General features: G+C 62.4%; 15 protein-coding genes. 8 read left to right on the forward strand and 7 right to left on the reverse strand.

The window, feature by feature from the left end:
- The first annotated feature begins 177 nt into the window (after positions 1-177).
- A complete protein-coding gene (locus QA645_RS09430; RefSeq protein ID WP_254133802.1) occupies positions 178-1023 on the forward strand; it encodes a metal-dependent phosphohydrolase in 846 nt (281 codons plus the stop codon).
- 33 nt (positions 1024-1056) lie between these two features.
- Here the strand turns inward: QA645_RS09430 and QA645_RS09435 are convergent, their stop codons facing one another.
- The 6 genes from QA645_RS09435 to napE form a co-directional block, all read right to left on the reverse strand.
- Positions 1057-2172: an ATP-dependent RecD-like DNA helicase gene (locus QA645_RS09435; RefSeq protein ID WP_254133801.1), complete on the reverse strand. Its 1116-nt coding sequence runs from the start codon at positions 2170-2172 to the stop codon at positions 1057-1059.
- 100 nt (positions 2173-2272) lie between these two features.
- On the reverse strand, positions 2273-2914 hold the full coding sequence (locus tag QA645_RS09440; RefSeq protein ID WP_283049792.1) for a NapC/NirT family cytochrome c: 642 nt from the start codon (positions 2912-2914) through the stop codon (positions 2273-2275).
- Complete coding sequence (locus tag QA645_RS09445; protein WP_254133799.1) at positions 2911-3381, reverse strand: nitrate reductase cytochrome c-type subunit; 471 nt, start codon at positions 3379-3381, stop codon at positions 2911-2913. Before QA645_RS09445 ends, QA645_RS09440 begins: the two co-directional genes overlap by 4 nt.
- Complete coding sequence (gene napA, locus QA645_RS09450; protein WP_283049793.1) at positions 3378-5891, reverse strand: nitrate reductase catalytic subunit NapA; 2514 nt, start codon at positions 5889-5891, stop codon at positions 3378-3380. Before napA ends, QA645_RS09445 begins: the two co-directional genes overlap by 4 nt.
- Positions 5892-5908: 17 nt before the next feature.
- Positions 5909-6223: a chaperone NapD gene (locus QA645_RS09455; protein ID WP_254133797.1), complete on the reverse strand. Its 315-nt coding sequence runs from the start codon at positions 6221-6223 to the stop codon at positions 5909-5911.
- Between the two features lie 25 nt (positions 6224-6248).
- Positions 6249-6434, reverse strand: coding sequence for a periplasmic nitrate reductase, NapE protein (napE, locus tag QA645_RS09460; protein WP_254133796.1), 186 nt, complete (start codon positions 6432-6434; stop codon positions 6249-6251).
- Positions 6435-6652: 218 nt separating this feature from the next.
- Here napE and QA645_RS09465 point away from each other — a divergent pair, with 218 nt between their 5' ends.
- The 7 genes from QA645_RS09465 to QA645_RS09495 all read left to right on the forward strand — a co-directional run bounded on the left by QA645_RS09465 (position 6653) and on the right by QA645_RS09495 (position 13364).
- Positions 6653-7873, forward strand: a complete 1221-nt coding sequence (locus QA645_RS09465) for a helix-turn-helix domain-containing protein (protein ID WP_283049794.1) — start codon at positions 6653-6655, stop codon at positions 7871-7873.
- Between the two features lie 73 nt (positions 7874-7946).
- A complete protein-coding gene (locus QA645_RS09470; RefSeq protein WP_283049795.1) occupies positions 7947-9152 on the forward strand; it encodes an LLM class flavin-dependent oxidoreductase in 1206 nt (401 codons plus the stop codon).
- A 10-nt stretch (positions 9153-9162) separates the two neighbouring features.
- Positions 9163-9516 (forward strand): DUF2200 domain-containing protein, encoded by a 354-nt coding sequence (locus QA645_RS09475; RefSeq protein ID WP_283049796.1) that lies wholly within the window; start codon positions 9163-9165, stop codon positions 9514-9516.
- Between the two features lie 14 nt (positions 9517-9530).
- Positions 9531-10319, forward strand: a complete 789-nt coding sequence (locus QA645_RS09480; RefSeq protein WP_283049797.1) for a helix-turn-helix transcriptional regulator — start codon at positions 9531-9533, stop codon at positions 10317-10319.
- Between the two features lie 219 nt (positions 10320-10538).
- Entirely contained in the window at positions 10539-11522 is a 984-nt protein-coding gene (locus QA645_RS09485) for an ABC transporter substrate-binding protein (protein WP_283049798.1), read from the forward strand.
- Between the two features lie 192 nt (positions 11523-11714).
- Entirely contained in the window at positions 11715-12248 is a 534-nt protein-coding gene (locus tag QA645_RS09490) for a GDSL-type esterase/lipase family protein (RefSeq protein WP_283049799.1), read from the forward strand.
- 135 nt (positions 12249-12383) lie between these two features.
- A complete protein-coding gene (locus QA645_RS09495; protein WP_283049800.1) occupies positions 12384-13364 on the forward strand; it encodes an ABC transporter substrate-binding protein in 981 nt (326 codons plus the stop codon).
- A 469-nt stretch (positions 13365-13833) separates the two neighbouring features.
- On the opposite strand, the gene QA645_RS09500 is transcribed toward QA645_RS09495, so the two are convergent.
- Entirely contained in the window at positions 13834-14085 is a 252-nt protein-coding gene (locus tag QA645_RS09500) for a hypothetical protein (protein WP_283049801.1), read from the reverse strand.
- Positions 14086-14267 lie beyond the last annotated feature (182 nt).

Genomic DNA, 14267 nt, shown 5'->3' on the forward strand with positions numbered 1-14267 from the left:
GAGGTGCGACGGAAGAGCGCAACCTCCCGCCCCCAAACGGAATTCACCCGCCGGCCGTTGAGGTCAGTTTCCGCACGGATGTGAACATTCGCCCGACTCAGCGAGCGGCGATGTGCTATTTTGCGATCACGAAGGAGCTCGTCAGACCCCGCAGCGCACATTGAGATGGGTGTTCAGATGATCACAATTCCAGAACTGGTCGCGCAGACTCTCGCGTCGTTCTTGACTTCGGACACACGAGATCGATTTGGCTCTTCGCATGCCCGTCTGGCCGAGGTTCTTCCCTTTGCGGCCAGGCTCACATTGGAGTGCATCGGCAACAGCGACGCCCTGTATCACAACATCGAGCACTCGATGCTCGTCACCCTTGCCGGGCACGACATCCTGATGGGGCGAATGCTGTTGCGGCCAACGACAGTCGCCGACTATGCGAATTTCACCCTGGCGTGCCTGACCCACGACATCGGGTATGTGCGCGGAGTCGTTCAAGGCGACAGCGACGATTCCTATGTCGCAGATCTGGAAGGCCGCATGATCAGTCTTCCACGGGGCGCCTCCGACGCCGCGCTCGCTCCCTATCATGTGGACCGCTCGAAATTGTTCGTCCTGGAACGCTTCGACGACGTCGAAGAGATCGAGGCAGGCCGAATTGCCCGAGCCATAGAATTCACGCGCTTTCCCTATTCGGAATCCTCAAACGACAGTCTGATGGAAGAGGAGGGTATGTTGCTTCGCGCCGCCGACCTGATCGGCCAGCTTGGCGATCCCAACTATTTGAGGAAGTCGAACGCTCTGTTCCACGAGTTCGAGGAAATCGGCCTGAACAAGAAGCTCGGCTATGAAACGCCTGCCGACGTCGTCTACAAATATCCGCAGTTTTACTGGAACAACGTTGCTCCACAGATCCAGGCCGCGATACGCTATCTCAACATCACCTCGAGCGGCCGGCAATGGATCGCAAATCTCTACAGCAATGTTTTCCGGGCCGAGCGCGAGCCGGGACTATCGGGTCCGCAACCTTGATGCTTGATCGGGGACGGCGAGCGGGGTTCGGCGTCAAACCACGATGCTCAGCCGCTTCGCCGCGCGCGTGATGCCCGTGTACAGCCATCTTGCGCGGCTGTCCTGAAAGGCAAAGCTCTCGTCGAACAGCACGACGTCGTCCCATTGCGAACCCTGCGACTTGTGCACGGTCAGCACGTAGCCGTAGTCGAATTCGTCATAGGGTTTGCGCTGCTCCCAGGCGATCTGCTCGATGCCGCCTTCGAAGCAGTCGGCGCGGACGGAGACCTTCGTGACCTTGTGCCCAAAGTCCTCGTCGGGCGACAGCCGCATAGAGAGGATGCGCGACTTCGAGCGCGAGGTGTTGCGTGATTTCACGCGCCACAGGCCGCCGTTGAACAGGCCCTTCTTGCGGTTGTTGCGCAGGCAGACCAGCTTGTCGCCGGCGACCGGGAAGGTGTCTTCGATGTTCTGGCGCTGACGCACCCGCATGTTGTAGGCGCGGCGCGTGTTGTTGCGGCCGACCAGCACCTGGTCGGCGCCCATGACGCGATCGGGATCGAGCTCCTTGCGCGACACCACCTCGCTCTCGCCGTAGCGGCCGATGTCGAGCTCGCGGCCCTCGCGCACGTCCATCGACATCCGCACGATCGGATCGTCCTGGGCCTGGCGGTGCACCTCGGTGAGCATCGCGTCCGGCTCGGTGTTGGTGAAGAAGCCGCCGCCCTGGATCGGCGGCAGCTGCGCGGGATCGCCGAGCACCAGCAGCGGGCAATCGAACGACATCAGGTCGCGGCCCAGTTCGGCGTCGACCATCGAGCATTCGTCGATCACGATCAGCTTGGCCTTGGAGGCCGGCGCATCGTCCCACAGCTCGAAACTCGGCTGCTCCTCGCCGGATTCGCGGGCGCGGTAGATCAGCGAGTGGATGGTGGAGGCCTCGTCGCAACCCTTGTTGCGCATGACGAGGGCCGCCTTGCCGGTGAAGGCGGCGAACTTCACCTCGCCGTCGACGCCCTCGGCGATATGCCGCGCCAGCGTGGTCTTGCCGGTGCCGGCGAAGCCGAACAGGCGGAAAATCGGCGGCGTGCCGTTGCGGCCGGGCTTGGCCTTCAGCCAATCGCCGACGGCCTTGAGGGCGGCATCCTGATGCGGAGAGAAATTGGTCATATCTGTCTTGAGGAGGGGCGAAACGAGGCGATTCGCCACCCCCCAAAACTAACCATTCGCCCCAAGGGTTCAAGCAGCGTGAATCCGGTCGCCCGCGGCCCTATTGCCAGCCCGGCACGCCACGCATGTCGGGCAGATGGTGGGCGATGCCCTTGTGGCAGTCGATGCAGGTCTTTTCGCCGGTGAACAGGAAACGCTGGTGCGCCACCGAGGCGCGTGGCGACTGCTTGGTGATGTCCATGGAATCGGCGCTGTGGCAGTTGCGGCATTCCAGGGAATCATTGGCCTTGAACCGCGCCCATTCATGCGCGGCGAGCTCGAGCCGGTGGTCCAGAAACTTTTCTCTGGTGTCGATCGTGCCAAAGATCTTGCCCCAGACTTCCTTCGAAGCCTGCATCTTGCGCGCGATCTTGTCGGTCCAGTTGTGCGGCACGTGGCAGTCGGGGCAGGTCGCGCGCACGCCGGAGCGGTTGGTGAAGTGGATGGTCGATTTCAGCTCGGCGAAGACGTTGTCCTTCATCTCGTGACAGCTGGTGCAGAATTTCTCGGTGTTGGTCAATTCCAGCGCGGTGTTGAAGCCGCCCCAGAAGATCACGCCGGCGGCGAAGCCCGCCAGCACCAGCGTGCCGAGCGCGAACACCGTGCTCGGCCGCGACAGCACGCCCCACAGCTCGATCGCGAAATCCCAGCAACGCAGGATGAAGCCGCGCTTGGCTTTTGGCTCATCGGCACTCGTCGTCATCGCCGGCCACCCGGGCTTGCGCGCGACAGCAAGGTATCGATGTCCGTAAAATCGTTGCTCACCGGCGGCACCGCGGTGTTCTGCGGCACGTGGCATTCGGTGCAGAAGAAGCGGCGCGGCGAGATCGAGGCCAGGAACTGGCCGTCGCGGTCCATGAAGTGCGTGATCGAGACCATCGGCGCCTGCGATTCCGCGGTGCGCGCCCGCGCGTGGCAGGACAGGCATTTGTTGCCGTTGAGATCGATCTGGTAGCCGTCGATCGTATGCGGGATCACCGGCGGCTGCTCCGGATAGTTGCGCGACTCCCGCTCCGACGTATTGCGGTTCGGCAGCATCGGCGGCGCCGGACCTTCGTCGTTGAGGGGCGTCGGGCCGCGCAGGCCCGAATTCACCGTCTGCGCGGTCAGCGAGCTTGCGCCGGCGGCGATCGCGCAGGCGAGCAGGGCTATGCCGAGGCGTTTCATCATGACACGTTCACCCGCTCGATGCGCACGGCGCATTTCTTGTAGTCGGTCTGCAACGAGATCGGATCGGTGGCGTCGAGCGTCACCTTGTTGATCAGCTTGGACTCGTCGAACCACGGCACGAACACGAGTCCCTTCGGCGGCCGGTCGCGGCCGCGGGTCTCGACGCGGGCGCGGATGAAGCCGCGGCGCGAGACCACCTTCACCTCGTCGCCGCGGCGAAGCTTTGCCTCCGCGGCGTCGTCCGGATGCATGAAGCAGACGGCTTCGGGGAATGCCTTGTAGAGCTCGGGCACGCGGCGCGTCATGGTGCCGGAATGCCAGTGCTCCAGCACGCGGCCGGTCGAGAGCCAGAACGGGTATTCATTGTCGGGCGATTCCGCCGGCGGCTCGTAGGGCAGGGCGAAGATGCGCGCCCTGCCGTCGGGGTAGCCGTAGAACTGCACGTCGGTGCCCTGCTTGACGTAGGGATCGCTGCCCTCGCGGAAACGCCAGCGCGTTTCCTGGCCGTTCACCACCGGCCAGCGCAGGCCGCGCTCCTTGTGATAGCTTTCGAACGGCGCGAGGTCGTGGCCATGGCCGCGGCCGAACGAGGCGTATTCCTCGAACAGGCCCTTCTGCACGTAGAAGCCGAACGCATTGGATTCCTCGTTGGCGTAACCTTCCTCGATCTCCGTAACAGGAAACTTGTCGACCTGGCCGTTCTTGTAGAGCACGTCGAACAGCGTCTTGCCGCGAACCTCCGGTTTCTTGGCGATCAGCTCCTCCGGCCAGACTTCCTCGATCTTGAATCGTTTTGAAAACTCCATGAGCTGCCACAGATCGGACTTGGCTTCGCCCGGCGCCTGCACGAGCTGGTGCCAGAACTGCGTGCGCCGCTCGGCATTGCCGTAGGCGCCTTCCTTCTCCACCCACATCGCGGTCGGCAGGATCAGGTCGGCGGCCAGCGCCGTCACAGACGGATAGGCGTCCGAGACCACGATGAAATTGTCGGGATTGCGGAAGCCCGGATAGGTTTCCTCGTTGGCGTTCGGGCCGGCCTGCAAATTGTTGTTGACCTGCACCCAATAGGCGTTGATCAGGCCGTCCTTCAGCATCCGGCTTTGCAGCACGGCGTGGGCGCCGTTCTTGTCGGGAATGGTGCCTTCGGGCAGCAGCCAGAGATGCTCCGCCTTGTCGCGATGCTCCTTGTTGGTCACGACCATGTCGGCGGGCAGGCGGTGAGAGAAGGTGCCGACCTCGCGCGCGGTGCCGCACGCCGAGGGCTGGCCGGTCAGCGAGAACGGGCTGTTGCCGGGCGAGGAGATCTTTCCGGTCAGGAGATGGATGTTATAGACGAGGTTGTTGCACCAGACGCCGCGGGTGTGCTGGTTGAAGCCCATGGTCCAGAACGAGACCACTTTCGTCTTCGGATCGGCATAGAGCTCGGCCAGCGCCTCCAGCCGATTGAGCGGCACGCCGGACATCTGCGCCGCCTTCTCCAGCGTGTAGTCCGAGACGAACTTGACGTATTCGTCATAGCTCATGTCGGTGGAGTCGTTCGCCTTCGCCGCGCCCGTCGCCTTCTTCTGCAGCGGATGCTCGGGCCGCAGGCCGTAGCCGATATCGGTCTGGCCGCGCCGGAAGATGGTATGCGCGGCGACAAAGTCCTTGTTGACGCGTCCGGTTGTGATGATGTGGTTGGCGATGGCGTTGAGGATGTAGAGATCGGTCTGCGGCTTGAACACCATGCCGATGTCGGCGAGGTCGAACGAGCGGTGCTCGAAGGTCGAGAGCACGGCGACGCGGACATGCGGTGCGGAGAGCCGGCGGTCGGCCAGGCGCGTCCACAGGATGGGGTGCATCTCCGCCATGTTGGAGCCCCACAGCACGAAGGCATCGGTGGCCTCGATGTCGTCATAGCAGCCGGCCGGTTCGTCGATGCCGAAGGTGCGCATCATGCCGGCGACGGCCGAGGCCATGCAGTGGCGTGCATTGGGATCGATATTGTTGGTGCGGAAGCCGGCCTTGAACAGCTTTGACGCCGCATAGCCTTCCCAGATCGTCCACTGGCCGGAGCCGAACATGGCGACGCCGTTCGGGCCGCGCTTCTTGAAGGCCTCCTTCCACTTCAATTCCATGATGTCGAAGGCTTCGGTCCACGACACCGGCGTGAAGTCGCCGTTCTTGTCGTATTTGCCGCCCGTCTTGCGCAACATCGGCTGGGTGAGGCGGTCATGGCCATACATGATCTTGGAGAGGAAGTAGCCCTTGACGCAGTTCAGGCCGCGATTGACCTCGGCCTTGATGTCGCCGTGGGTGGCGACGACCCGGTTGTCCTTGGTCGCGACCATCACCGAGCAGCCGGTGCCGCAGAAGCGGCAGGCGGCCTTGTCCCATTTCAGTTCGGATGCGTCGCGCTCGGCGACGAGATTGGCGGCGAGCGCAGGTGCCGGCATTCCGGCTGCGGCGGCCGCGATGGCGGCGGCCTCGAGCTTCAGCATCTGGCGGCGGTCGAGCTTTGGCGATGTCATGATGGCTCTCCCTGCCGTCAGGTCGTTTCGATGGCGTGAAAGACCAGCGCTGCGGAATACACGTCTCCCAGCGACTGGATGGTGTTGAGGATGGTGCCGAGGCTGCCGGCGTCCGGCGCTTCGGTCACGACGACGAGTTTTCCGCGCGCGTCGCGGCCATGGATTTCGCAGCCCGGAATCGCGGCGATCTCGGCCTCCAGCGCGGCGAGGCGCTCGGGGCGCGCCTGCACGATGATGCTGGCGATCTCGCAGCCCGGCGGGGGGATGACGCGCTCGGTGCTGAGCACCCGGCCGGTGATCAATGCACGGCGGTTGAGAGTGGTGTGGGCCATGATGCCTGTCTTTCGCTTGTCGAGATCAATGCGGTGAGGAGGGTGGGCCGGGAGGGCCGGCGAACATCTGGTAGATCCAGACGCCGAGCCCGTAAGAGCCGACCGTTCCGACCGCGAGGACGGGCATCACGACCGCGGTCAGGAACAGGAACGCAAAGATCTCCATGCGCTTACGGCGCACGCGCGACATCGTGTCGTCAGGGGCCGACATATTCGGTCTCTCTGAAATGGTCTGGGGAATCGGGACGGCATCCGGGCCGTTGCCTTGGTGCACTTTAGATGCAACAGGGCGGCTGACGCGTTGATCTGGATCAACCGATCAAGTTGCGATCGTCGCAGCCGCCAAACCGGAAAACGCCAAGGCCGCAAGCGCAAGTTTGGATTGTGCAAGCGCGAAGGCGATGCGAGAGTTGAGCCCGTGAGCGGAGAATGATCAGCGTGAGCGGGCTGACGGCCATCGACCTCGGGTTTCGCGGCGCGGCCAGCGGCGTGTTCCTGTTGATCGTCCTGGTGGCGCTGCAGCGCCGTGCCGCCAATCAGAACAGCTTCCTTGGCATCGCCATGTGCGCGGGAGGCATGTTCTATGCGATCGTGACCGCGCCGTCCTTTCCCAAGGCATCCTGGTGGTGGACGATGCCCATCGTGTCCTCGCTCCCCGCCCTTTTCTGGTTATGGGCGCGTGCGGCGTTCGATGACGATTTCATTCTGAGGCGATGGCATGGTGGCCTGTGGCTGGCCGTCGTGGCCCTCGGATTTGCAGTGTCGCTCAGTTGGCCGCAATGGCCCGCTTTGGCCAGGGGCGGCGGCAAGGTCCTGTCGTTGGTCGTCCTCGGGCTCGCGCTGGCCGCCGCGATCCAGACGGTCAAGACATGGCGCGTGGATCTGGTGATGCGCAGGCGCCGGCTGCGGCTGGCGGTGCTCGCCATCAATGTCGTGACCATCGGACTCGTCGCCGTTGCGGCCTTGTCTGATATTCCCGTGGGAGTCCCCGGCGCGTCCGGCAGCCTGCCGACCGCGCTCAGCATGTTCGTGATGGCAACGCTCGCGGCCCTGGGCGTGCTCAGTCCGCCGGTGGCGGCGGTCAGCGACGCCACGGCCGCGATCGCATCCGGCGAGGCGGGAAGGCCGGCGCGGGTCGCCGACCGCGCCGCCGCGGAGCGGGGCGCCGTGGATCCCCAGGTCGTCATCGATCCCCGGGTCGTCATCGATCCCAGGGTCGTCATCGATCCCCGCGGCGCCATCGATCCCGCGGTCGCTGTCGACCCGATCCTGTTGCGGCGTCTCGACCATTTGATGACCGTGGAACGAGCCTACCGGCAGGAAGGTCTTGCGATCGGCGCGCTGGCGGCGCGGCTCGATGTCCCCGAGCATCGGCTGCGCCGGGCCATCAACGAAGGACTGGGCTATCGCAACTTCAATGCGTTCCTCAATCGCTACCGCATCGAGGATGCCAGGCTGGCGCTATCAGACGCGGCGCAACGAGAGGTGCCTGTACTGACCATCGCGATGGATTCGGGTTTCCAGTCGATCGGACCCTTCAATCGCGCCTTCAAGGCCGAGACCGGCGTCACCCCGACCGAATTCCGCCGCGAGGCGCTGAACCGGCTGGACACCGACTGTGTCCCGCGCGGCGGAATTGCGACTGCGTAGACAGCGCCGCCTCACGCATTAAGATGCCCGCAACAAAAATAAGCGGGCAAGAAAACTTGGGAGAGACGGCGTCATGAAGTTCGGCATCTTCTACGAGCTGCAACTGCCGCGGCCCTGGGTGGCCGGCGACGAGCTCGCCCTTTACCAGAACGCGCTCTCGCAGATGGAACTCGCCGACCGTCTCGGCTACGACCACGCCTGGGTCGTCGAGCATCACTTCCTTGAAGAATATTCGCACTCGCCGTCGCCCGAATCGTTCCTCGCCGCCGCGAGCCAGCGCACCAAGAACATCCGGCTCGGCCACGGCATCCTCCAGCTCACCACCAATCATCCTGCGCGCGTCGCCGAGCGCGTTGCGGTGCTCGACCTCTTGTCCAACGGCCGCTGCGAATTCGGCATGGGCGAGAGCGCCTCGATCACCGAGCTGACGCCGTTCGGCCGCGACATGGAGACCAAGAAGGAGGTCTTCGAGGAGGCCGTCGCTGCGATCTTCCCGATGTTCAAGGACGCAGGCGCCGAGCACCACGGCAAGTATTTCGACATCCCCTTGCGGAATGTCGTGCCGAAGCCGGTGCAGAAGCCGCATCCGCCGCTGTGGATGGCCTGCTCGCAGCTGCCGACCATCGAGCGTGCCGGTCGCCACGGCTTTGGCGCGCTCGGCTTCCAGTTCGTCAGTGCCGACGCCGCGCATGCCTGGGTGCACGCCTACTACAACGCCATGACGAAGCGGCTCTCCAAGCTCGCCGACTACGAGATCAATCCGAACATGGCGCTGGTGTCGTTCTTCATGTGCGCCAAGACCGATGAAGAGGCCCGTGCGCGCGCCGACGGCGCCACCTTCTTCCAGTTCGCGCTGCGCTTCTACGGCGCCTCGCAGAACCGCCAGCGCCCCGCGCCCTACACGGTCAACATGTGGGACGAGTACAACAAGTGGAAGCGCGACAATCCGGAAGCACAGGAGGCGGCCCTGCGCGGCGGCCTGATCGGCTCGCCCGAGACGATCCGCAAGAAGCTCAAGCGCTTTCAGTCGTCGCATATCGACCAGGTCATTCTGCTGAATCAAGCGGGCAAGAACAGCCACGAGCACATCTGCGAATCCCTCGAACTGTTCGGCCGCGAGGTGATGCCCGAATTCCAGAACGACCCGGCGCAGGCCGCCTGGAAGAGGAGCGTGATGAGCGGCGAGATCAAGCTGGAAGAGATCGATACCGAGGCGTTTACGGACCGCTACGGCAAGCTCGCCATCAACGTGGCGCCGGCGAAGGCAGCGGCGGGGTAGGGGAACGCTTGTGGCAAAACACCGGATCTACACGACGAGCTTCGCAAGCGTGTATCCGCTTTACGTCGCGAAGGCGGAGAAGAAGGGGCGTTCGAAGGCCGAGGTCGATCAGATCATCTCATGGTTGACCGGCTATGGTCATAAGGAGCTGCAAGTCCAACTTGAAAGAAAGACGGACTTTGAAACCTTCTTCGCAGAGGCCCCTGAGATCAATCCCTCGCGCGCCCTGATCAAAGGCGTGGTGTGTGGGGTTCGGGTGGAGGAGATCGAAGAACCAACGATGCGGGAGATCCGCTATCTGGACAAGTTGATCGACGAACTGGCCCGGGGCAAGAAGATGGACCAGATCCTGCGAAGAAAGTGATCAGGGAGAAGACGATGCGCATCCACGCGGCGCCCCCAACTCCAGCGGCCGGCGACGTCACGCCGGCGGTGCTCGCCATCGGCCGCGCTGACTTCCCGAACATCCTCATCGACACGCTGCGCCGGCAGGCCGGGGTCGGCCATTGCATGGTGTTTGCACTGACACGCGCAGGCGCTGCGAGCTGTCTGCTCGATGTCGGCAACATCCCGACCGGCGGCGATCTCGGCGCGGCCTATGCCGGGCAGTTCCACGAATCCGATCCCAATCGCGATGCGTTGTTCGAAGGCGAGGGCAGTGCGCCGATCGTGCTGCCGTCCTTCGCGCCGCGCATGTATGGCGCGCGCTACCGCAAGATCTTCTTCAACGACTCCAACATTGTCGACAAATGCGCCACCGCGATCTGGGTCGATGATACCTGCTTCTACGTCAATTTCTACCGCATCACGACCCAGGGCCGTTTCACCGATGTCCAGCGTGCGCGGCTGCAGGCGATCGCGCCGGCGATCGGCGCCAGCGTCGCGCGCCATTTCCAGCAGGCCGCGACTGCGACGCCCGACCAGGATCTCGCCGCGCTGTTTGCGACGCGCGCGCCACTGTCGTTGCTGACGCCGCGCGAGCAGGACGTCTGCCGGCGCATCCTGCTCGGCTTCAGCTCCGAGGCGATCTCGAAAGGACTCGGCATCAGCCTGCATTCGACCCTGACTTACCGCAAGCGCGCCTATGAGCGGCTCGGCATTTCCGCGCAGAATGAATTGTTCGGAATCGTGCTGCGGCTGCTCGCGGGGGCCCGTGGCCTGAACTGAGAGACGTTTTGGGCCCGCGATCTTTGCTCCCGAGAGCAATGCAGACACGCGGGCGCCCGCTGGTATCGTCGCCTTCTGACTCAACTCGAAAGTACAGTCTATCCAAAAATTGTGCTAAAGTCTTCCACTCGGCTTCTAAAACGTCAGTCCCAGAGCTGAAAAGGTTTGAGTGTTTAGACCGCAAAGTTTCTAGCGCCGCCTTCCCAGCAAGGTGTTCAAATGAGACGTCGAGCTCTCATTTTTAGCGGGACTGCAGCACTTGGATATGCTGCGGCCACATGGCGAGCGCAGGGGCGGGCACAGCAAGAAAAAACTTGGCGCATCGGAGTTCTGGTCCCGGGCTTTTTCGCCGGCCCGACCGGCAATTTACTCGAAGTCTTCAGGCACGAGTTGCGCGCCCTCGGCTACATCGAAGGCGAGAACCTCCACGTCGATCAGCGGGCGGCTGAAGGGCACATTGAACGCTTGCCAGTCTTAGCAAATGAACTCGTCGCGTTGGGTCCCGATGTAATCGTTGCCGTAGCGACTCCAGCGATCGCCGCGGCGCAACGCGCGACATCATCCATTCCAATTGTCATGACCCCGGCTACTGACCCTGTTGGGTCCGGCTTCGTGAAGAGTTTTTCCCATCCCGGAGGAAATATTACCGGTCTGGCAAATATGTACGGAGACAGCATGACCAAAGTTTTCGACGTGCTTCGGTCCATTCTCCCAAGTGCAAAGAAGATCGCCGTCTTGATGTCTGATAACCCGACACATCCAGGGTTGTTTGAGGTAGCGAATGACGCCGCCAAAGTTCTGGGGTTTTCAGCCATTCCAATAGCGGCTGCAACGCCAGAAGATTTAGATCGAGCATTCCGCGATATCGCGGATGAAAGGTGTGACGCCGTATTCGTTCTGGCGGACCCCATTCGCCCGTCGATCGTCCCGCTAGCCGCGGCCGCTCGGATTCCTGACATCTATCAAATCAGTGAGTTCGTTGAAGCTGGCGGGCTGGCAAGCTACGGTCCGCGGTTGTTGGCAATGTGGAGGCGCTCGGCGCATTATGTAGTTAGATTATTCAAGGGCGCCAAACCTGACGAATTGCCAATCGAACAGCCGACCAAATTCGATCTGGTAATCAATCTCAAGACTGCCAAGTCGCTCGGCCTCGCGTTGCCGGCGACGCTACTCGCTCAGGCCGACGAGGTGATCGAAAGATGATGCTATTGCTGCTTCACGCGGGTCTGCTGTTGGCCGCTAACGAACATCCGCGTATGAATCGTCGATGGCCGTTGTTGCGGCCATGCGGACCTCGCTAACGCGCTCGCGTGCATCAAACTTATGAGCACTCGCCCCAATACGCTGTCCCTGGGCCGACCTCCGTATTCGCACAATGCGTGATTGATGATAAGCATGCAGCGGAAGTTCATCCCGATCGAGGACACAAAAGTGGCTGCAAAGCTTGGCCGGATCATTGTTCTAGGTGCCTTCGGGGTGCTCACCGCACTTGGCACCGCTCACGCGGCAACCGTCGTGGCCCTCGGAGCCAGCAACACCTTCGGCAAGGGTGTCTCGCGCAGTCAATCCTATCCAGCACAGCTTGAAACGCTTCTCCGTGCGAAGGGGCTCAACGTCCGTGTCATCAATGCCGGCGTCAATGGTGACACCACGGGAGGCATGCTGGCCCGATTGGATCGCGTGGTCCCGAAAGGAACGAGTGTTGTGATCCTTCAACCCGGCGGAAACGACCGGCGAAAGCTGGCCGCTGACAACACGCCTGCCATCCAAAGTCGCCTGAGCGCGATGGGAATCAAGGTTGTCATGCTCCCGAACGGGATGCTGCACGGACTTCCCCATCAGCCTGATGGACAGCATCTCACGCCGGAGGGCTATCACTCGCTGGCACAGGAGCTGGTTGGCGAAGTCGCCGCGGCACTGGGGAAGTAGCGCGGGAGGGCGGACCAGATTTGCTGGGGTTGAGTTCTTATTTGACACAAAGCCGTCCTTCAAAGTCCCCCACCGTGCCGCGACAAGGTGTTAGGCTCCTCCTCCCATAGGCGTGTTCCTTGCTGGGAGGGACGCATGCAACGGCGCGATTTCATCCGCCTTGTTGGGGCTGCAACGGCCTGGCCGCTTGCAGCGCGTGCGCAGCCGCGGTCGAAGCACACAATTGGTGCCGTTCGTGTCCCGAAACGCGGCGAAAGCGCTCATCTCGAGGAGGCATTTCGCAAAGGCCTGGCTCAAACCGGCTACGTTGAGAATCAGAACGTCGTCATCGAATGGCGATATGCAGAGGGTGATTACCAGCGGTTGACGGGCATCGTGACCGAGCTGGTCGATCGTCGCGTTGACGTCATCGTGGCGCTTGGCGCAACAACAACGGCGCTCGCTGCAAAGGCTGCCACGCAGACGATACCAATCGTGTTCATGCTAGGGAGCGACCCCATCAAGTTCGGGCTCGTTGCGAGTTTCGGTCGCCCAGGCGGAAACATCACGGGAGTTTCCATCCTTCAAGGGCCGGTTGTTACAAAGAGGCTCGATCTTCTGCATCAGCTGATACCCACGGCGACCACCTTCGCGGTCCTGATCGAGCCGGATAATGCATTCAGCGAGACGGAGCGTTCTGAAGCAGAAGCCGCGGCGCGGACCCTGGGACTGGAGCTGCATGTTGCCAATCCGAAACGTCAGGACGAAATCGATGCTCAATTTCCGGATCTGATTGCCCGAGGCGTCCGTGGGATCATGATCGGAACGGACGCAATCTATTTGGGTCTCTCCCGCCAGATTGCCGCATCGGCAGCGCGGTACGCTGTTCCAACGGTCGCTCAATGGCGCGAGTATCCAGCCGCGGGGGGCTTGATGAGCTACGGGAGCAGCGTCTCCGAGGGGTATCGCCTGGCGGCAACATACGTCGGTCGCATCCTCAACGGCGAAAAGCCGGCCGACATGCCGGTGCAGCAACCGACCAAGTTCGAATTTGTCATCAATCTCGCGACTGCGAAGGCGCTCCGGCTCACCATTGCGGACAAGATGCTCGCCATCGCCGATGAGGTGATTGAATAATCCGCATCCTTGCGGCGGTGCATGAATCCGGAAATGGCAGCCCTTAGCAGATGTCGCTCGTGCGTTTGTCGATGTCTGCTGCTTTGGGCCATAGCGCCGGAATCGGCGCCGGCGTCGCGCGCCATTTTCAGCAGGCGACGACCGCAACACTGGACCAGTCCCTCGTCGGAGCCGCACGTCTAGGCTGATTTATCGATCAATCCTCTTGATGCAAGTGGGTTCGCCGCTGGGGTGAGGTGTGCAATCCCAGTCGGGTCCAAAGCCCGCACCAGCGCTTCGCTGTGGCAAGAAAGGGTAATAAATCACGACGGCCGCAAAGATGGCGACGGCGATGATTGCTGACATCAGCATCCATGCAACGCCCGCGCGATCCGGAGTCCAGCGGTCTTGCCAAATGGATCGATGCTTTCTTGAATTGCGGAACGTCACCGTCGTGCCATCGATGTGAACTCGCGGAGACTTCGGGTATTCAACCGGTTTCGCGACCCTTATCCGCTTTGGATCGGGCCGTGCCATTCCCAAGTTCGAGAGCGGCGGCGATCCGCTCCAATCCGGCGTTCGTTCGGCGCGTTTCGGCAATCTGCTGCTCATAGAGATCGATCATCGTCGCGCCTGATGACGTGCGTTGGCGCATCGTACGCATCGCCAGGATCGATCCACCCACGATCAGGATGAACGGCCACCAGGAGTACATCGCAAGTAGGATATCGGCCACGGTCATCCTCAACCTCCCAAGCCAAGTAGCTTTGATCAATTCCTGTGGTTCTTCTCAAGAGCGGCTGCGATCCTCTCCATCACAGCGCTCATCCGGTATGTTTCCGTGAGGTGTTGCTCTCGCAACTCGATCATCGACGCCCCGGAAGCTGCGTGTTCCCGGCACAATCGCCCCAACACGAACCATCC

It is taken from the genome of Bradyrhizobium sp. CIAT3101 (assembly GCF_029714945.1).
In the GTDB taxonomy this organism is placed as follows: domain Bacteria; phylum Pseudomonadota; class Alphaproteobacteria; order Rhizobiales; family Xanthobacteraceae; genus Bradyrhizobium.